This window comes from Verrucomicrobiia bacterium, from assembly GCA_023953615.1.
GTDB lineage: Bacteria > Verrucomicrobiota > Verrucomicrobiia > Limisphaerales > JADLHS01 > JADLHS01.
Map to the genome: position 1 here is coordinate 1,818,142 of JAMLJH010000001.1, position 18,224 is coordinate 1,836,365.

The 18,224-nt window shown below is 58.4% G+C and carries 14 protein-coding genes and 1 riboswitch; of the genes, 9 read left to right on the plus strand and 5 right to left on the minus strand.

What is annotated here, in order from left to right:
• Positions 1–2 precede the first annotated feature (2 nt).
• Positions 3–863: a sugar phosphate isomerase/epimerase gene (locus tag M9920_07685; protein ID MCO5052167.1), complete on the plus strand. Its 861-nt coding sequence runs from the start codon at positions 3–5 to the stop codon at positions 861–863.
• 20 nt (positions 864–883) lie between these two features.
• On the opposite strand, the gene M9920_07690 is transcribed toward M9920_07685, so the two are convergent.
• Complete coding sequence (locus M9920_07690; GenBank protein ID MCO5052168.1) at positions 884–3,184, minus strand: hypothetical protein; 2,301 nt, start codon at positions 3,182–3,184, stop codon at positions 884–886.
• Positions 3,181–4,536 (minus strand): DUF58 domain-containing protein, encoded by a 1,356-nt coding sequence (locus tag M9920_07695; protein MCO5052169.1) that lies wholly within the window; start codon positions 4,534–4,536, stop codon positions 3,181–3,183. Before M9920_07695 ends, M9920_07690 begins: the two co-directional genes overlap by 4 nt.
• Before the next feature lie 378 nt (positions 4,537–4,914).
• Between M9920_07695 and M9920_07700 the strand changes: the two genes are divergently transcribed.
• On the plus strand, positions 4,915–6,306 hold the full coding sequence (locus M9920_07700; protein ID MCO5052170.1) for an MFS transporter: 1,392 nt from the start codon (positions 4,915–4,917) through the stop codon (positions 6,304–6,306).
• Between the two features lie 65 nt (positions 6,307–6,371).
• Here the strand turns inward: M9920_07700 and M9920_07705 are convergent, their stop codons facing one another.
• The gene (locus tag M9920_07705) at positions 6,372–7,610 is read right to left on the minus strand and encodes a cation:proton antiporter (GenBank protein MCO5052171.1); all 1,239 of its coding nucleotides are present in this window, start codon (positions 7,608–7,610) and stop codon (positions 6,372–6,374) included.
• A gap of 124 nt (positions 7,611–7,734) precedes the next feature.
• Positions 7,735–7,937: riboswitch (cobalamin riboswitch) on the plus strand.
• 233 nt (positions 7,938–8,170) lie between these two features.
• On the opposite strand from M9920_07705, the gene M9920_07710 reads away from it, so the two are divergent.
• The 5 genes from M9920_07710 (at position 8,171) to M9920_07730 (ending at position 13,496) form a co-directional block, all read left to right on the plus strand.
• Positions 8,171–8,809, plus strand: a complete 639-nt coding sequence (locus tag M9920_07710; protein ID MCO5052172.1) for a PEP-CTERM sorting domain-containing protein — start codon at positions 8,171–8,173, stop codon at positions 8,807–8,809.
• Positions 8,810–8,839: 30 nt separating this feature from the next.
• Entirely contained in the window at positions 8,840–9,547 is a 708-nt protein-coding gene (locus M9920_07715) for a hypothetical protein (GenBank protein MCO5052173.1), read from the plus strand.
• A 28-nt stretch (positions 9,548–9,575) separates the two neighbouring features.
• Positions 9,576–11,834 carry a hypothetical protein gene (locus M9920_07720; GenBank protein ID MCO5052174.1) on the plus strand — a complete coding sequence of 753 codons (2,259 nt, stop codon included), beginning with the start codon at positions 9,576–9,578 and terminating at the stop codon, positions 11,832–11,834.
• On the plus strand, positions 11,831–12,658 hold the full coding sequence (locus tag M9920_07725; GenBank protein MCO5052175.1) for a prepilin-type N-terminal cleavage/methylation domain-containing protein: 828 nt from the start codon (positions 11,831–11,833) through the stop codon (positions 12,656–12,658). Before M9920_07720 ends, M9920_07725 begins: the two co-directional genes overlap by 4 nt.
• A 352-nt stretch (positions 12,659–13,010) precedes the next feature.
• A complete protein-coding gene (locus M9920_07730) occupies positions 13,011–13,496 on the plus strand; it encodes a hypothetical protein (GenBank protein MCO5052176.1) in 486 nt (161 codons plus the stop codon).
• 142 nt (positions 13,497–13,638) lie between these two features.
• Here the strand turns inward: M9920_07730 and gap are convergent, their stop codons facing one another.
• Together gap and M9920_07740 are read right to left on the minus strand one after the other, a co-directional pair.
• Complete coding sequence (gene gap / locus M9920_07735; GenBank protein ID MCO5052177.1) at positions 13,639–14,688, minus strand: type I glyceraldehyde-3-phosphate dehydrogenase; 1,050 nt, start codon at positions 14,686–14,688, stop codon at positions 13,639–13,641.
• A gap of 204 nt (positions 14,689–14,892) precedes the next feature.
• Positions 14,893–16,557, minus strand: a complete 1,665-nt coding sequence (locus M9920_07740; protein MCO5052178.1) for a 30S ribosomal protein S1 — start codon at positions 16,555–16,557, stop codon at positions 14,893–14,895.
• Positions 16,558–16,839: 282 nt separating this feature from the next.
• Here M9920_07740 and M9920_07745 point away from each other — a divergent pair, with 282 nt between their 5' ends.
• Together M9920_07745 and folP are read left to right on the plus strand one after the other, a co-directional pair.
• The gene (locus tag M9920_07745; protein ID MCO5052179.1) at positions 16,840–17,220 is read left to right on the plus strand and encodes a VOC family protein; all 381 of its coding nucleotides are present in this window, start codon (positions 16,840–16,842) and stop codon (positions 17,218–17,220) included.
• Between the two features lie 162 nt (positions 17,221–17,382).
• Positions 17,383–18,165 carry a dihydropteroate synthase gene (folP, locus tag M9920_07750; protein MCO5052180.1) on the plus strand — a complete coding sequence of 261 codons (783 nt, stop codon included), beginning with the start codon at positions 17,383–17,385 and terminating at the stop codon, positions 18,163–18,165.
• Positions 18,166–18,224: the final 59 nt, after the last annotated feature.

Genomic DNA, 18,224 nt, shown 5'->3' on the forward strand with positions numbered 1-18,224 from the left:
CCATGAAACGCGCCATTTTATTGGTTTCCATTTTCACCCTGTTACTTCCCGCCTCCGCGCCCGCCGCCGCCGGCACCGGGGACAGCTTCAAAGGGCCGCTGGGATTGCAGCTTTACAGTCTGCGCGACTCGTTCAGCAAGGACGTTCCGGGCACCCTGAAGAAAGTCCACGACTTTGGTTTTCGCACCGTGGAACTGGCGGGCAATTACGGGAAGACGCCGGAAGAATTCAGCGCCCTGCTCAAAGCGAATGGCTTGAAGGCCGTGGCGGGACATTTCAGCTTCGAAACTTTCCGGGACAACCCCGAAGCCATCGCGAAGGAAGCGAAAACGCTGGGCCTGGAATGGGCGGGCACGGCTTGGGCGCCGCACTCGGGACAAGTCACTGAGGCTTGGGCGCACGAAACCGCCAAAATCTTCAATCACGCGGGCGAAGTGCTGGCGCGACATGGCATCAAATTTTTCTATCACAACCACGGATACGAGTTTGTGCCGCTGGCGGACGGCACGGTGTTCGATGTGCTGGTGCGCGAAACCAAACCGGGACTGGTTTATTTTGAAATGGACGTCATGTGGACCGTGTTTCCCGGACAGGACCCCGCCAAGTTGATGGAAAAGTATCCCGATCGCTGGGGGCTGATGCACGTCAAGGATTTGAAAAAGGGCGTTTCCACCGGTTCGTTGGCCGGCAGCACGGATGTCCGTAACGACGTGGTGTTGGGTACCGGTCAAACGGATTGGGTCGCTCTCCTCCGCGCCGCGCAAAAAGCCGGTGTGAAACATTACTTCATTGAAGACGAATCGCCCTCCGTGCTGGAACAAATTCCGCAAAGCTTGAAATTCCTGGAGAACGTGAAGTTCTAAACGTCGTGCAGTGCTAAATTTCAGCGCGCGGCCGGTTGGGAAGCCATTCCCGAAAGACGTTCCAGACAGCGCTCCGTTTCACGTCGCAACGCCGCGCGATCGTCCGGGCTGAGGCCCAGCGGATCGAAGCGATGCCGGTAATGCAGGCGCAACAATTCTTCCAACGGCGTCTGGAGCGTGAGCAATTCCGGTTGGCGCAAGGCGCGGTGAAGCCAGAGCCGCAGCGGTTCCGCCTCTCCGCGCGGAACGCCGCGCGCCGCCAATTGCTGTTCCAGCCGGTAGAAATCCGAATCGGCCCCGGGCCAGTCCGGTGGCGGCATGGTCGCGGCGGAATGGGTTGCTCGCCGCCGCCCGCGTTGAAAGATGATTTGATAGAGCAGCAACGCGAGCGCGGGCACCACCAACCAGATCAGATACTGTTGGAACTTGCTTTGCCCGTTGCGGATTTTGGAAAACTCGAAGGCGATTCGCGACCCCAGGTCCGACCACCACTGCCACGGCGAGAACGCTTGATGTTCGACTTCGATCCACGCCGCCGGCGTAGTGTCAAAATCCCGCCAGACTTTTTCCTGTTCATCCCACACCAGCGTCCAGGCGTGCGCGTCACTCATTCGCACCACGTAGCCGCTGCCTGATTTTTCGTGCAGCGCATAGCCGATGGCGTAGCGGGTGGGGATGCCCAAACGCCGCAGTAACAAGGCGGTGGCGGTGGCAAAATACTCGCAGTGCCCGGCGCGCGTGGTCAAAAGGAATTGCGCCAACGGGGTGTTGGTGAAACTCATCCCGCGCACTGGCGTCTGCCAGGTCTGGTACTTGAATTTCGTATCGAAGAATTGTGAAACAGCCGGCAGCACCGTTGCCAGCCGTTGATCGGGAAGTTGTAATTCGGCGAGGATCGCATCCAAAGCGGGCTGCTCGATCAACGGCACTTCCAGATCCTCGTTGGTCCGCACGGTTGGCGGCACATCCCATCCCGGCGGTGGCGTGAATGGCGGGTTGGATTCGCTGTTCCAGCGTCGCGGCCTTCGGCCTCCCGCCGGATCTGAACCGTCATTGTTGAAGTGGTGCCAGCGACCGCCTTCGGCCAGCAGCCGCTGGGTTTCCGGGTTCTCCGCGGTGCCGGTGCCTGGCGGCGAATCAATAGTTTTGCCCGGACCATAACGCGCTTCGAAAACCACCAATCCCGGCCCGAAGGCGCGCACGGACCCCGCGCTGTTTCGCATCAAATTGTAGGCGTGTAAATTTTCCAATCGCGCCGTCCCGGCCGGCAGCGGCAACAAGCCCACGGGCGAATCCTGCTCGTAACCATCCAGGTAACAGGCGATTTCCAAGGTTGCGTTCGGCACCTTTTCCGGCAGCAAAGTCCAGTTCCCGGGATGTTCCACTGGTGCTTCTTCATACAGTTGTTGGAAGTCGTCCCGGGATGATCCGGCCAACCAGGTTTGCCGCCGATACAAACGATAGCTTGCTTCGCGCAAATACTGCGGTACGTGGGTCGGATCGCGGGGGGTGGCGCGGATGACGATCTTGCCGGAATTTTTGATGCGTCCCAACATTCCCAACGCCGTGCGACTTTGGTTGGCGTCTTCGTTGCGTCGTGTAAATCGCGCGAACCAATGCGGGTTGAGATTGGCGACGTATTGCTGCAACCGGCTCACGCTGCGCTGACCGAAATAGCTTCCGCCCGCCACCACCAGCAAGAGTCCGAGCCAGACCGCCCACCCAAAACGTCGCGACCGATGCGTCCATAACGCCCAGATCAGCAGCGTGCAGAACCCCCAGAAGAAGGAATGGTCATTGGCCGGATGAAAACTGGCCGCCAGCAGCGTGGCGCAAAAATAGGGGTATCCGACGTTCAATCCGCGATCCGCGGTCGGGTCCGGCTCGCGTCGCTTCCGCTTTTTCCAGCGCTTTTGCAAAATCAACGAGATGGTGGACAGGGGCACGGTTTCGCGCGTGCTGTACGTTTGCAACAGCAGAAACGGATAAAAAATCATGGGCAACCAACGGATCACGCTGATGATGGTGCGCGCCCCGGCGGTGGAAGCGGCTTGCGCGGTGCCGGGTGATTTGTCGCCCAATAAAAAACTGATGCTCGAGGGGCCGTCGTGGGTGCTGAAGGCGTACAGCAGCGCGCCAAACAACAACAGCGCGCAGAAGGTCCAGATGCGATTGAAATCCTCGTCGGAGAAATCCCAGCGCACTTTGAAAACGCGCGCGCCTTCCAGGATGACGGCCAGCAACGCTCCCACCAGAAACAATCCGGACTGCCAACCCCAGAACAATAGGGCGGCACCCAACAGAAACGGCGGCGGTCTCATGTCAGTTCAGCGAGTTGTTCCTGCACCCGCCCCACGGTCAGGGCGCGCAAACATTCCGGTGCGTCGCGCATCGGCCCCGGTTCGAGCGGCGCGGTTTCCGTCGCCGCTCGGATGACGAACACCCAAACCGGGAGGCCCAGGGTTCGGAGTTTTTCAATGAATCGTTGTCGCACTTCATCCCATGCCAGCAAAACGCAGATACAGCCACTGACCATCGGCGCGTGTCCCAGCACCAACTGCTCCAACTGCGTGAAGGTTGGCGTCCGGCACGGTTGCACCGCCGCCAGAATTTCCAACATCTGATCCGCGTGCGCCAGGCCGCGACCGGCGGTGAAACTGTACGCTGCGGCGCCGACAAACAGCAGGTCCAACAGGGATTCCTGCGTCAAAGCGGTGCAGGCGAATGAGGCCGCCACCGAGACGGCTTCCTCGAATCCGTCGCTGTAAGGTCGCGGTGTGAACGTGTCGAGAATCAGCGCGTGCCGCACGAAAAATTCGTCCTCAAATTCCTTCACGATGGGGCGATCCACCTTGGCCCAGGAACGCCAGTGGATATGCCGCAAGGGATCGCCCTGCTGATAGTCGCGCAGCGCCACAAATTCCTCGCTTTGGCCGATGTGCGAAGCGAGCGTGACGCCGCCTTGCTGATACTGCCGCGTACCCGGCAAAGCCACGGGTGGAATCTCATAGCGTCGCGGCAACACCAGGATGGATTGGGGCAACGCCTGTCGTTGCAAGGCGCGAAAAATTCCGAACGGATCGGCACGGCCAAGGGTGAAACCTTCAAAGCGGATCAAACCGCGCCGCAACGGATGCAATACGAAATTCAATTCCTGTTCCTGCTGCGGGTCCGTGGGCGGCACTTCACACTCGCGGAGCGTGGCATACTTGAACGGCGAGCGATAGCGCTGCCGATCGAATCGGAACGGGCGCACATGTTTATCCTCATCCAATTTGTAGTCGCGCCACTCGGTGAAGGGCGGTCGCGGGTCCGCCAAATCCTCAATCAGCGTCAGTCCCACCTGCCGCCGCGCGGTGAGGTTCTTGATCCGGACCTGGTAGGTGAGCGGATGGCCCACCGTGGCCAGTTTGGGCAGGCGCCGTTCCACGGCGAAATGCGGTCGAAACCCCCAGCGACTGCCAAAGAGCAGCGCGCTGCCCACAACGAGCGCCAATGGCATGAACGCTTGATAACCAACCGCGTTGTCCGAATCCGTCGAGGCGACCAGCGCCACCACCGTCGCTCCCAAAACGGCCTGGCCGACGATGGTGAACCGGCGTTTGGTCCAGTAAGTGATCCGGGTGTACGCCCGGTAACCCACATACAAAACGCGCAGGAACAGGTTCATCATGTTGTTGGCCGGGATGGCTCCATTAGTTTTCCATTGCCGTGGTCGCGATTTCACCCGCGCACCGTCTGCTGACCGTTTAACTGTCTAACCTTAGTTGCGTTGGTGGTCAACTGCCGGTACTCCGCTGAACCGCGCTCCGGCTGCAGCCACCAGCGGTTTTACTGCGACCGGAGAATCGGACGTAGTTTGGCGCGGCGCGCCCGGCGACCCAATCCAGACAAGACAAGCCCCCGATTTCTCTGCTAGGGTTGGCCGGTGATTGACAAAAATCCCGCTCTCGAAGCCGCGCGTTTTCGCGGTGGCAGTGAGGTCGTTTCCATCTCGGACGCGGCCCGGATGGTCCGACTGGTTGAATAAGGATCACGTTTTGATTTCACGGTGAATCCCCAAACTCTGGCAACCATTGGCCTGATTATCGGCATCTTCTTGGAGGCGCTGGAAGGAACGGTCGTGGCAACCGCCATGCCCGCCATCGTCAACGACCTGGGCAGTCCGCACCTGTATGCGTTGCCTTTTTCCATCTATCTCCTGACGCAGACGGTTTCCAGTCCGTTATGGGGTCGCGTGAGTGATTCAGTCAGTCGGAAGCGGCTTTACCTGATTGGCGTGATTTTATTTTTGATCGGCTCGGGATTGAGCGGGGCGGCGCACAACATGCCGTGGTTGATCACCATGCGGGTCATTCAGGGCTTGGGCGCGGGTTGCGTGCTTACCTTGACCTTCACGTTGATTGGCGGCATGTACGCGCTACATCAACGCGCCCGGGTGCAGGGCTACATCAGCGGGGTCTGGGGCATTGCCGGATTGCTCGGGCCGTTGACGGGCGGATTGATTGTGGATCACGTTTCCTGGCGCTGGGTGTTTTACCTGAACGTGCCGTTTGGTCTGGTGGCTCTGGTTTTGTGTGGCCTGTTTCTGCGCGAAAAAACCTCGCCCCGCCAGGCGTTCAGGCTCGATTGGCCCGGCACAATTTTTCTGATTCTGGGCGTGGGCCTGCTCGTCTGGGGGCTGGATCAAAAATTTCTTGGGATGATCATCGTCGGCGGGCCGGGCATTTTGCTCGCGCTGCCGTTTGAATTAAGACATCCCGCGCCGCTGCTGCCGGTGCAGAGTTTGCGCAACGTAATTTCGCGAAGCTCGCTCCTGAACAACCTGCTGGCGGGGGCGGCCTATTTTGGCGCGGTGGCTTACATTCCGCTGTTCGTACAAACGGTCGCCGGCGCTCACGCCACCACTGCGGGCATTGTGCTGACGCCGATGGTGGTCGGCTGGACGGTGGCCAGCATCATTGGCGGGCGCAGTCTGCAAAAACTGGGTTTGGAGCTGATCAACAAAACCGGTTTTCTGCTGCTATCCATCGGCTTTGCGGGTTTTATCCTGTTGATCCATACCGGCATTTACGCGCTGGCGGTGACGGGATTCATCGCCGGATTTGGCATGGGGTTTGGCATGTTGACGACCTTGCTGCTGGTGCAGGATAACGCGCCCAAGAATGAGTTGGGGGCGGCCACCGCCGCGGCGATGTACGCGCGCACCATTGGCGGCGCGTTGGGCGTCTCCCTGATTTCACTGGTGCTGACGCAGTCGGAAGGAATCAGTCCGGCGCAACTCATCCGCGAATTTCAACAAGGGTTCTTTTTGAGCTTTCTCCTGGCGGTGGCGACCTTGGTGATCAGCGTCTGGAAGATCCGTTTACCCGCTCATCAAATTGTGAAAAATCCGGCGCCGACGACGACCGATCGCGCTACCACTCGTTCGGAATCAGATTAACGCCGGCGCCGAATTCGCGCCGTCCCAACTCAGAGCAGTTGCGTCGGGGCGACCGGGTTGCTGGTTTAAGCCATGGGCGTCGGGGCCGGTTCGGCGGCGAGATTTCGACCCAGCATTTTGTGCGGCAGGATAAATTTGCGAAACAGCACGGGGGTCAGAATGGTCGTAACCACGCCCATCAAAATTAACGTGGAGAACAGTCCCTCTCCGATCAGACCGTGTTGCAGAGCGATGCTGGCGATGACCAATTCCATCACTCCGCGGCCGTTCAAGATGATGCCCAGTCCCAACGCGTCCACATTCGAGAGGCGGATGAGCCGTCCGCCCAGCCAGCCAGCCAGAATCTTGCTGATGAGGGAAGCGACGAGGACGATGCCGACAAACCACGGAGAACCCATTTTGGTAATGCTGAATTCCAACCCCAGGTACGCGAAAAACACCGGCGCGAGAAATCCGGAGGTTACGGAGTTCAGCGTTTTTTCCAGTTCGGAATAGCGCGACGCCAGAAACAAATCCTTGTTGATCAACAACGCGCCGAAGAACGCGCCAATGACGAAGTGAAAGCCCAACACTTCGCTGACCGAGGCGAACACCAGCACCAATAATACGACGATGCCAAACAACGCATCCGCGCCGAAAATCTCCACCAAGCGTTCCGGCACGCGATGCACCGCCACGCCCTTGCGTTCGGCCCAGGCCAGCAAGCTCCCAAACGCGGACACGAGGACGGCAAATAAAATCAACTTCCCGCCGGTGAACATCACGCCGATGACCACGTCGAGCGCGTTGCCGGCCTGCGGTAATCCCAGAATGACTCCCAACGCCAGCAGCGCGACCAGGTCGTTCACAATGGCGGTGACGACGGAATAGCGTGCGATTTCCGAATTCAACAACCGGAAGCTGTCCAGGATGCGGATGGCAACCGGCAGCGCCGTGATGGAAACGCACAAACCGAGAAACACGGTGCGCATGACGCCGAGTTGAAATATCGCGCCAATGCCGATTCCAGCGGCCAGCGGCAACGTAAAGCCCAGTAGCGCCACCAAAAGTCCTTTCCCGGACATGGCTCGGAGCACGTCCTTGGAATTCATTTCCAGTCCGGCGGACAGTACTACCAGGAACACCGCCAGATCGGAAATACCGCGCAGCGGGTCCGTCGCGTGAACCACATTGAACACTGCCGGCCCCAGTAAAACGCCGGCGATCATTTCGCCGACAATGGAAGGCTGTTTATATCGGGCAAACAACCCACCCATTAATCGGGCGGAAACAATCAAAACCAGCAGACTCGTCAGTAACGGCACGCGCAGAGATTATCGGGACGGAAAAGAATAGCAAAAATTTTGCGTGGATCGGCCGGATGAAAAAGCGCCGCTGCCGTGGTTTTCGCTTGGCAACGCGCCGCTGCGGCCTTACAACTAAACTGTTCTTTGAAAAAGACGGACGAGTGTCCGTCACGTCAATCGCAGTTGAATGCAGGGAACCCCGTGCGAATCGGGGACGGTAGCGCCACTGTAACGGATTACGAATTTCCAACAACCACTGTCCGGCGGAAACCGCTGTGGGCGGGAAGGTGGAAACGAGGTTTGACATCCGAAGTCAGGATACCGGTTTGACTGTGCTCGTCATGGTTGCTCGCGAGAGTGACCGACTTCTCCGCAAAGAGAAGGATGAGGCCAGCCCACCGAACTGTTTTCGGCGGGGTTCGTAGATGCCTTCATTTCCGATTTGCGGGAGTTGAAGGCGTTTTTTTGTACCGGAGTCATTCCGGGCACACGCAACTCTTTCCGCTCCCGTGCTGGTCTCCCGAAACCGTAAACCGTTTCGTTCCGTTCGCGGAAGGAAACTTCGTAGTAAGATCAGCATGAAAAAAATTGTTTCACTTATAGTCATCAACGGTTGCGTCGCCTCCGCTTTGGCCGCGCCGTATTATTTCCAAAGTGCTTCCGGCCAGAGCGCGTGGCTGGAGGTGGACGCCTGGGCCGGCAGCGGCGCCAACGAATCCATTCTGGTGGTGGACTGGAACGTTTATGGCCCCAATGCGCCGTATCAGAATCCCTCGCACGCCTTTGGGTTCCGCTGGGACGGCGTGGCCTACGAATCAGATATGCTCAACGCCTTTCATGAAGCCGGCGTGTTCACCGTTACTTCGGGCTATGGCGGCGCATTTTTGTACGACATCGTGTATAACTCCGGCATCGAGACGCTTTCGCATGCCGACGAATCAGGCAGTTGGAATCTGGCCAGCGCCGACAGTCCTTATGCGCTTTGGGGCACATGGGGCGACGGAAACGGGCTGGGCGACTGGCACCCCAATCTGGCCGGTTACGACGCGGAGTTGCTCCAGCATGGTTATCTGGCGGGTATCAATGCGATCTCTTGGTTTGGCGGCGATCCCAATGCCTACTACCTCGATGTGCCCTTCGCGGATGTCGTACCCGAACCCACGACGCTGACGCTGCTGGGACTGGCGACGGGACTGGTTTTCCGTCGTCGCAAATAACTTTAACCCTAAATCATCGAAACAAATAATATGAAAAAAATTCAGCTAATGTCACTGGCCTGCGCCAGTTCGTTCCTCGCGTTCACCACCAGCGCGGCCACCTTCGACGACGTGCAATTCTGGATCGGAACCGGGGCCAATCAGGCCGCGTTGGTCATTGATTGGAATGATGGCAAGGCGGCCGAATCCCTGTTGTGGGGCTATCGCTGGGACGGCGCGGCCACGGGGCTTGATATGTTCCAGGCCATCGTCGCCACGGATTCGCGCCTGTACGCGCATCTCGGCAATTATGCGTGGGGGGTCGCCGTTCTGGGGTTGGGCTTCGATCTGAACGGCAACGGCAATTTTAGCGTCACGCCTGCGCTAGGTTTCGACAGCGCCGGATTTTATTATTCCACCGAACCGGATGATACGCGCGTCGCGACGGAAGCTGGAGATCATTACGCTGAAGCTTGGGACACCGGCTTTTGGGAATACTTCAACAAAACCACGGCGGCCGATGAATGGGCTTCCGCCAGCAGCGGCATGGCGGATCGCACGCTGACCGATGGCGTCTGGGACGGATTGAACCTTAATCTCGGTTTCGCATGGCCGGGGGCCGCGCCTAGCGAACCAGTCGCGGTCACCGCCATACCGGAGCCGACCACACTGGTGTTCGGATTGATCGGAGGCGTTTGCCTCTGGCGTCGTTGCCGGTCGCGTCGCCGGGAAATTATCTCCGACGGTCAGTGTGACTGACGACTGTTGACCCATCCGGGTTATGTCAATGAAACCGCAATTTTCTTCCTCCGGTTGGTGGCGACGGTGGTTGAGGCGACCCGCCCTCTGGTGCGTCGTCGCGCTGTCGGCGGCTGGTCCGGCGTTTGGGCTTGCGCTGGATGACCTGCAGTTCTGGGCGGGTACCGGCACGAACCGCGCCGCGTTGGTGATCCACTGGAGCGCGCCGGAAGTGCGCAACCACACCAGCGTACCGGGACCGATTGCGGAAAAATCCCTCGCGTGGGGTTATCGCTGGAACGGCAGCGCGAACGCGGAAGACTTGTTCAACGCCATCCTGGCTGCGGACCAGCAACTCTTCGCCGCGGTCAGCGACGTGACTCCGTATGGGAAGACGGTGTTCGCGTTGGGATATGATCTGAACAACAATCACCGGTTCGGCTTGCGCAACGGCACGAACCTGCTTGTCGCCGCCGCGCTCACCAATGCGCCTTCCGCCTTCACCAACGGACTGGCGGGGCTGGGTCACGAAGCGGCGGACGTGTTGCAAGCGCTGGAGGGGGCTGACCTCTATTGGGGTGGCTGGTCTGGCGCGAATTGGGAACTGTGGCATGAATCCGGTCAGCAGGGTGGGTTTGATCACGCGCCGGATCGCGGGCCAAATCCTTACTGGACCCCCGACGATCCCGATCTGCCGTTTTCGGGTCATCAAGGGGAATGGGAATACGCGCAGGTGGGTCTGTCCGGCTTGATGCTGCGCGACGGCGCGTGGATTGGTTGGTCGGTCGCGGCGGGCGGTTTGGATTTTGGCGATCCCGAAAATCCGGGCACCAGCGCGTGGGGTTTGCATAAACACGCCCCAGCGTCTCCGGCAGCCGCGCCGACTAATATAAGCCCTTACGCGGTTGAAGTAGTGACTGCCCAGTCGCCGTTCGGTTCGTCGCCCTATGACGATCCGTTGGCGGTGCTGGGTGAACCAGCTTCGCTGGCGGTGAATTTTGATCCCATCATCGGCAACGCGCCGTATCACGTGAAGCTGGTCGAACCGGCGTACAATCGCGACGTGGACGGACAGAAAACCCTGGTGACGCTGCGCCGTTCATTGGTGGAGGGAGAATACGCGTACGGCGCCGTGACCATAAAATTCGATCATCCGGTTCACGACGATCCCGCCAATCCGTATGGCGTGGATTTTCAGGTGTTCGGCAACACGTTTTACGTCGGTAGCGGCTATGTCGGCGACGCTTCCGACATGCGCACTTACAATTTGGTGGGGGGCGCGTTCGGTGAACCGATGTTGGTGTCGGTCAGTCCCGACGGCGTGAATTGGTACACCTACACCAACGGCCCGTTCTGCGATACGCCTTTCCCGACGCACGGTTATGAATGGGACGCTGCCCAACATGACGCCACTGGCAATGGCTGGACCGCCGCCCGCATGGATTTCACCAAACCAGTGAATCCGGCTTTGAACGAAGTACTCGGTGCGCCCGAGGTAACGCTGTCCGCGGCGGACGCCATCCAACTGTATGCCGGTTCGGGCGGCGGCACCGGATTCGATCTGGCGGAAACTGGATTTGAATCCATCCAATACCTCCGCGTGGAAGCGGCGGCGGGTTATTATGCCGGCGAGGTGGATGCGATTTCCGACGTGCGCCCGATGATGTTGGGCGAATCACTGACCGTCACGCCCGATAATCTCACCACGGGCACGGCGACCTTGTTCTTCCAGGACCCCGGCAACGTGGCGAACCACGCGGTGCAAATCCATTTCCACGACGTGAACCAAATTGCGCTGGTCACGGCCACGCCTTTTCAAGATTCCGTCGCGCTGGCCGCGTTGCCCAATCGTTTGGTGGAAAGCGCCGCCGTGACCGTTGCGCCGATGCTGGGTGAAAACCCGCTGAAATATGTCGCCGACCTCGCGCTTCACATCGGTTCTCGTTACGCCGCGGATGGCAGCGATCTGGACGCTTACGCCTGGGACGGAACGAACTGGACGCGGCTGGCGTTCACGTATGATCCCGCTGCCAGAACGGTCGCGCTCGAAAGCGTCACTCGCTCGATTGCGTTCGCCGTGGTGCAAATCACCGCACCGGCTCTGACCATCAACCGGGATGAAAACGGATTTGCCTTCACGTTCACTCCAATGGTGGGCTGGACGCACACGCTCGAACGTACGACGGATTTTTCCACCTGGTCGCCTCTCGACACCGTGACGCCCGACACGGCGACCCCCATCACGCTGCGGGATGATGTGCCGCCGGCCGACCAAGCGTTTTATCGTCTGAAACTGGGCCGACCATGAACGTCCGGAGCCAGCGTCAAGGGGCAGGAGTTACGCACTATGCGTCCGCGCTTCGTGGCGCTTCGTGGCCCTTGTCACTTGTCACCCGGCCCCGTTTCAAAGCGTTCACGCTGATTGAACTGCTCGTGGTCATCGCCATTATTGCGATCCTCGCCGCGTTGTTGCTGCCGGCGTTGAGCCAGTCGAAAGCCACGGCCAAACGGATCCATTGCCTGAGCAATCTGCATCAGGTACTCATCGCCGCGCACGTTTATGTGGATGACAACGCCGGGTCTTATCCCGTCGCGTATCAGTCCGGCACGATCAACGGCAGCGCCGCGTTGATTTGCTGGGACCTCACCACCATTGCGGGCAACCCGCCGACGGTGATTCCGGGACTGCTCTGGCAAAGTCAGGGCAACAAACAGATTCAACAATGTCCGTCATTCACCGGCGGCGCCAATTGGGTGGTGGACCCCTACACCGGCTACAACTACAACACGAGTTACATCGGCCACGGCCAACAGGAAGACATTCCTGAACCAACCAAAAGCGCGGCGGTGAAACAACCAATGAAAACCATCCTCTTTGGCGACGGTCAATATGCCGCCGGCGCGAACAAATTCATGCGCGCGCCGTGGGCCAATCCCGGTGATGATTCCTTTCGCGGTCGCTGGGCGGGCACGCAGGGTTTCCGCCATCAAAAACGCAGCAACGCGGCTTTTGGCGACGGCCATGCCGAATCGCTGCGCGAACGGTTTGTGGAGAACGAGGACGGCGCGAAAAACGTGGCGACGGGCACAGGCTTTCTCTCCACGGACAACTCCCTTTACGATCTCGAATAGATCAACCCACGCCGCCAAAATGTCCAAGAAATAACTCTCTCCCGCTCCTTGCCAAGTGAGGAGCGGATCGGGGCGGGGAGTCGAACAACAACGCGATTCTCTGCTGACACTCAAGAAATTTTATCACCCTTTGCGTACATGGCGCTGGAAGATGACATTCATGAACCGGAGTTGGACAGTCCGGGTGCGAGAATATCTTTTCAGCAGTGATGTGCAGTCCGGCCCGCCTGCGTGGCTTTCAAATTGCTGACTACTTCAAGGTTCTACCATACCGCCGCTGCTTATGCGCTTGCTCTCAGACGGTCAGATAGTTCGAGACACCTATGAAGTGGAACGCCACCTAAACGCCTCAATGATTGAACCGACACACTTGCTTCTGGGGCTGTGCAAGGTTGTTGACCTTGATCTGCCAGAATTGGTGTCGAAAGATTTGCCAGATCGAGATGAGGTGCTTGAAGAACTATTGCGAGAAGTTAGGAGATTAAGAAGTATATTCCGCGCTGCGGGTCTTGATGCGAAAGTTTTCCGCCGCCGCTTGCGGCGAGCTTCGCCAGAACGGCGATTTTCGTTGGAGGAATCAGAACGATTGCGCCGGAGTTCCGCTGCGAAGCAAGTCTTTGCCGATGCCGAGCACTTCGCTCAACTCGGTGGTAGGACAGTTTATCCTGTTCATTTACTTTACGCGACGATACTGGCGAAGGACGAACATCGCGATGCGACCTTAGATGAACTCGAAATCGAAAAGAGGCGCTTAGCCAACGTTGCCAAACGAGAGGTAGTGTCGCCGCAACCCGAATCCACTACTGAATCCAAAAAGATGAGAACGTGGTGGAACTAACCATTGTGCGGTAAGCAAATATAATTGTTCGGCGGCAGAATGATTACGATCTCAGAAAGCGCCCGGCGTTGCGGCGGCGTTGAGGCAAAAGAAAAACGGCAACCCATGACTGGATTGCCGTTGCGAAAAGTGCGGCGCTGACTCAGATGCCTTTCTTGATCATCAACTTGACCAGATCGCCCACGCGGGAGCTGTAACCCCATTCGTTGTCGTACCAGCTGACCAGTTTGAAGAAGTTCTTGTTCAGCTCGATGCCGGCCCCGGCGTCAAAGATCGAGGAGAGATTGCAGTGCAGAAAATCCGTGCTGACCACTTCGTCCTCGGTGTAACCCAGAATGTTTTTGAGATAGGTTTGGCTGGCGCGTTTCATCGCCGCGCAAATCTCGGCGTAGCTGGTATCCTTGACGGTTTTCACCGTCAGGTCCACAACGGAAACCGTGGGCGTGGGCACGCGGAACGCCATGCCGGTCAGTTTGCCTTTGACTTCCGGTAACACCAAGGCGACCGCCTTGGCGGCGCCGGTGGTGGACGGAATGATGTTCTGGGCGGCCGTGCGGCCTCCTTTCCAATCTTTCTTGCTCGGGCCGTCCACGGTTTTTTGCGTGGCGGTGTAGGCATGCACCGTGGTCATCAGACCTTCGGCGATACCGAATCCTTCCTTCAAGAGCACATGCACCACGGGCGCGAGACAGTTCGTGGTGCAGGAGGCGTTGGAAACAATGTGGTGTTGCTTGGGATCGTATTTATCATCGTTCACGCCCAGGACCGTGGTGAGGCAATCCCCCTTGGCTGGAGCGGAAATAATGACTTTCTTGGCGCCGGCGGTGATGTGGCCCTGCGCCTTTTCCACTGCGGTGAACAGACCGGTGGACTCGATGACCAGTTCCACACCCAATTCGCGCCAGGGTAATTCAGCGGGCGACCGGGCGCTGACCACCTTGATCTCCTTGCCGTTGACCACCAATACATCCGCCTCCGCTTTGTCGGGGCTGGATTTCTTGGCGCTGACTTCGCCGTGGAAGCGGCCCTGCGTCGAATCGTATTTGACGAGATAAGCCAGATTGTCGGCCGGAACGATGTCGCCCACCGCGACGACTTCGATGTCTTTGCCAACGAGACCTTGTTCGACCAACGCCCGAAAGACCAGGCGGCCAATGCGGCCGAACCCATTGATTGCTACTTTCACTGCCATAGTTCTAGTTCAGTTAAATGGAAGCTGGCGAAAAAACCAGCGTTGCCAATGGTAACAGTAGCCGAATCCGGGTCAATGTGGAAACGAAAGTCCCTGCGGACGCCGGATAAAACCCTGGCAACGGGGTGTTTTGATGTTGTTTGAGCAAAGAAAACGGGCGAACCCGGAAAGGTTCGCCCGCTGGAAAGAATGGCGCTTCGCCGTTTAATCGTTCTTGGCTTCGTCCGCCGCATCGAACGCGTATTGCAACGCCACGAGGTCTTCCCCGGGCTTGAGCGCGTCGAGCGCGGCTTGTTCCGCCTTCAACTGTTCGGCGGAATAGTTGGCCGCCTTGATGGACAGGCCAATGCGACGGTCGCTGCGGTCAATCTTAATGACGCGCGCGGTGACGTCCTGGCCGACCTTGAGCACGTTTTTAATCTTGTCCACGCGCTCCTCGCTGATCTGCGAGATGTGAACCAATCCGTCAATTTCATGCTGCAGACCGATGAACGCGCCGAAGCTGGCCAGCTTGGTGACCTGACCGGTGACCAGATCGCCCACCTTGTACAGCTCGTCAATTTTATCCCACGGATCCTGGGCGAGTTGTTTGACGCCAACGGCAATGCGCTGGTTCGCCTTGTCCACTTCGAGTACCTGCGCTTCGACCTCGTCGCCCTTCTTGAACACTTCGCTCGGGTGATTGATCTTGCGCGTCCAGGAGATGTCGGACACATGGATCATGCCGTCCAAACCTTCTTCCAGCTCAATGAACGCACCGTAGCTGGTGAGATTGCGAATCTTGCCTTTGACGTGGGTTCCGGGCGGATATTTCTGTTCGGCGGTATCCCACGGATTTGATTCCAATTGGCGGATGCCGAGCGAAATTTTCTGCTCGTCGCGGTTGATGCCGAGCACGACGGCTTCGATTTCCTGGTCCTGCTTGAGCACGTCGCCCGGTTTGGCGATGCGCTTGGTCCAGGACAATTCGGTGACGTGAACCAGGCCTTCCACGCCCGGTTCGAGTTCCACGAATGCGCCGTAGGGCATGAGGTTGACCACTTTGCCTTTGACCTTCGAGCCGACGGGATACTTGGTTTCGATGTCCGCCCACGGATTGGCCATCTTCTGTTTGAGCCCCAGGCTGACGCGTTCCTTCTCCTTGTTGACATCCAACACCACCACGTCCAGGTCTTGACCCACTTTCAGCAATTCGGACGGATGGCCGATGCGGCCCCAGCTCATGTCGGTGATGTGCAACAGGCCGTCAATACCGTTGAGATCAATGAACGCGCCGAAGTCGGTGATGTTCTTGACCGTGCCCTTGCGGATATCGCCCGGCACCATTTCATCGAGTAATTTCTGGCGGCGCTCGGTGCGCTCGGCCTCGATCAGCTCGCGGCGGGACAGAACGATGTTTTGCCGTTCCTGATTGATTTTAACGACCTTGAATTCGTAGGTGTTGCCCACGAATTGCGACAGGTTCTTGGGCGTAACCACGTCAATTTGCGACGCCGGCAGAAAGGCTTCCACGCCAATGTTGACCACCAGGCCGCCTTTGACGACGGATTTGACGCGACCGGTAATGCGACCGCCCTCATTGCAAATGGTGAGAATCTTTTCCCAGTTCTGTTTGAACTCGGCTTTTTCCTTGGACAGAACGACCATGCCGTCCTTGTCTTCCAATTTTTCGATGAGCACATCCACCTCATCGCCGACCTTGACGGTTTTGATGTCATCAAACTCGTTCGCGGGGATGACGCCTTCGCTCTTGTAGCCGATGTCCACCAAGGCTTCCTTGGCGCGGACTTCAATGACTCGACCTTTGACAATTTCACCTGCCGAAAAGCGCGTATGGCTTTGCTTCAGGGCTTCTTCCATCGTAAGCATAATTATTCTGTGAACTGAACCGACTGGGGCTTGAACGGGCGCGGGAACCGGCCCGGTGAAGCTCCATTGCCTAACTGACCGACGTTGCGGGGCAACGGAGGTTGAAGGTTAGGTTGCTTGTTAACTTTCTTTTCTCAGCCTCGGTGAACTTCCACCCTCGTGGAGTTCAGGCGGGGCAAATCCTATCCCGACGGCCGGAAGAAGCAAGTTTTTTGCAAGCGGGAATCTGGTCGCGCGAAAACCGGCTTTGCGTCAGCGGCGCGGCCCCGATAAATTACCCCCATGAATTTAGCCCGAAAGCTATTACACACCCGCTACCGCGTTGACGACCTGGAGCGCACGGTAAAGTTCTATCGCGACATCCTGGGCTTGCAGGAGGTCCGGCGTCACGCCTCACCGCGCGGCGCCACCCTGGTCTTCCTCAAAGCGCCGGAAAGTGAGGAGCAGATTGAAATTTGCTGTTTTCCCAAAAGCGGTCCGGTGCAGGTGCAGGCGGATCTCACCCATCTGGCGTTTGCAGTGGACAGCCTGGCGGAGTTTGCAAAACATCTCGCGCAGCATGGATTGAAATACTCGGATGGCCCGACCGCCACCGCCTCGGGATCGGTCATCGCGTTCATTGACGCTCCGGAAGGATATGAGATCGAGTTGATTCAAAAGTAGCCAGTAACGGTTAGCCGTCAGCCGTCAGCTATCAGAAGTCAGCTTTTAGCTGTCAGTGATAAGCCAGCTCCCGGTTGATAGCTGATAGCTGGCGACCGATAGCTAAAAATGATCTTTCGTTGCCGACAATTTGAATTTCGGTTTCCGCGGCCGACGCTTATCATGGGCATCGTCAACGTCACGCCGGATTCCTTCTCGGACGGCGGCCAATTTGGGGATGCGGAACAGGCGGTTGCGCACGGTTTGGAGCTGGTGCGACAGGGGGCAACGATTTTGGACATTGGCGGGGAATCTTCGCGACCGGGTGCGGCCCCGGTGAGCGAATCCGAGGAGTTGAGCCGGGTGATTCCCGTCATCACCGCGCTGGCGCGACAAACGACCGTGCCGCTTTCCATTGACACGATGAAGCCGGCGGTCGCCCGCGCGGCTTTGCGGGCGGGAGCGAGCCTCGTGAACGACGTGGGCGCGAGTTGCGCCGCCGCGGAAATGTGGCAATTGGTGGCTGAGACGGGCGCGGGTTATGTAGCCATGCACATGCAAGGTCTGCCCCGCACCATGCAGTTGCATCCGGTGTATGATGACGTGGTTAAAGAAGTCGGAGCTTTCTTCGAGGAGCGATTGAAGCGCGTCGAGGCGGTGGGAGTGGCCGCCGAACAAATCGTGTTTGATGTTGGCATTGGATTTGGCAAGAGCGTGACGCATAATTTGCAGTTGCTCAGCGCCTTGCCGGGTTTTACAAAACTGCCACGCCCGATGGCACTCGGGGTGTCACGGAAGTCGTTTATTGGCGCGCTGACCGGGGCGACGGTTGACGAACGGTTGCCGGGGTCGCTGGCCTGCGCCGCGCTGGCGGTGGCGGCGGGCGTGCAGATCATCCGCACGCACGATGTGGCGGAAACGGTGCAGGCGGTGCGCCTGGCGGAAGCCATCCGGGAATTGCGCTGAAGACCCAAGCCGCGCGTTGCCCGAGGGGATATGAAAAGATTGCAGTAAAAATGGTGGGA

Excerpts from the sequence above, each read along its gene's own strand:
- M9920_07685 (MCO5052167.1), top strand. The coding sequence starts at position 3 with ATGAAACGCGCCATTTTATTGGTTTCCATTTTCACCCTGTTACTTCCC.
- M9920_07690 (MCO5052168.1), bottom strand. The coding sequence starts at position 3,184 with ATGAGACCGCCGCCGTTTCTGTTGGGTGCCGCCCTATTGTTCTGGGGT.
- M9920_07695 (MCO5052169.1), bottom strand. The coding sequence starts at position 4,536 with ATGATGAACCTGTTCCTGCGCGTTTTGTATGTGGGTTACCGGGCGTAC.
- M9920_07710 (MCO5052172.1), top strand. The coding sequence starts at position 8,171 with ATGAAAAAAATTGTTTCACTTATAGTCATCAACGGTTGCGTCGCCTCC.
- M9920_07715 (MCO5052173.1), top strand. The coding sequence starts at position 8,840 with ATGAAAAAAATTCAGCTAATGTCACTGGCCTGCGCCAGTTCGTTCCTC.
- M9920_07720 (MCO5052174.1), top strand. The coding sequence starts at position 9,576 with ATGAAACCGCAATTTTCTTCCTCCGGTTGGTGGCGACGGTGGTTGAGG.
- M9920_07725 (MCO5052175.1), top strand. The coding sequence starts at position 11,831 with ATGAACGTCCGGAGCCAGCGTCAAGGGGCAGGAGTTACGCACTATGCG.
- M9920_07730 (MCO5052176.1), top strand. The coding sequence starts at position 13,011 with ATGATTGAACCGACACACTTGCTTCTGGGGCTGTGCAAGGTTGTTGAC.
- gap (MCO5052177.1), bottom strand. The coding sequence starts at position 14,688 with ATGGCAGTGAAAGTAGCAATCAATGGGTTCGGCCGCATTGGCCGCCTG.
- M9920_07740 (MCO5052178.1), bottom strand. The coding sequence starts at position 16,557 with ATGCTTACGATGGAAGAAGCCCTGAAGCAAAGCCATACGCGCTTTTCG.
- M9920_07745 (MCO5052179.1), top strand. The coding sequence starts at position 16,840 with ATGAATTTAGCCCGAAAGCTATTACACACCCGCTACCGCGTTGACGAC.
- folP (MCO5052180.1), top strand. The coding sequence starts at position 17,383 with ATGGGCATCGTCAACGTCACGCCGGATTCCTTCTCGGACGGCGGCCAA.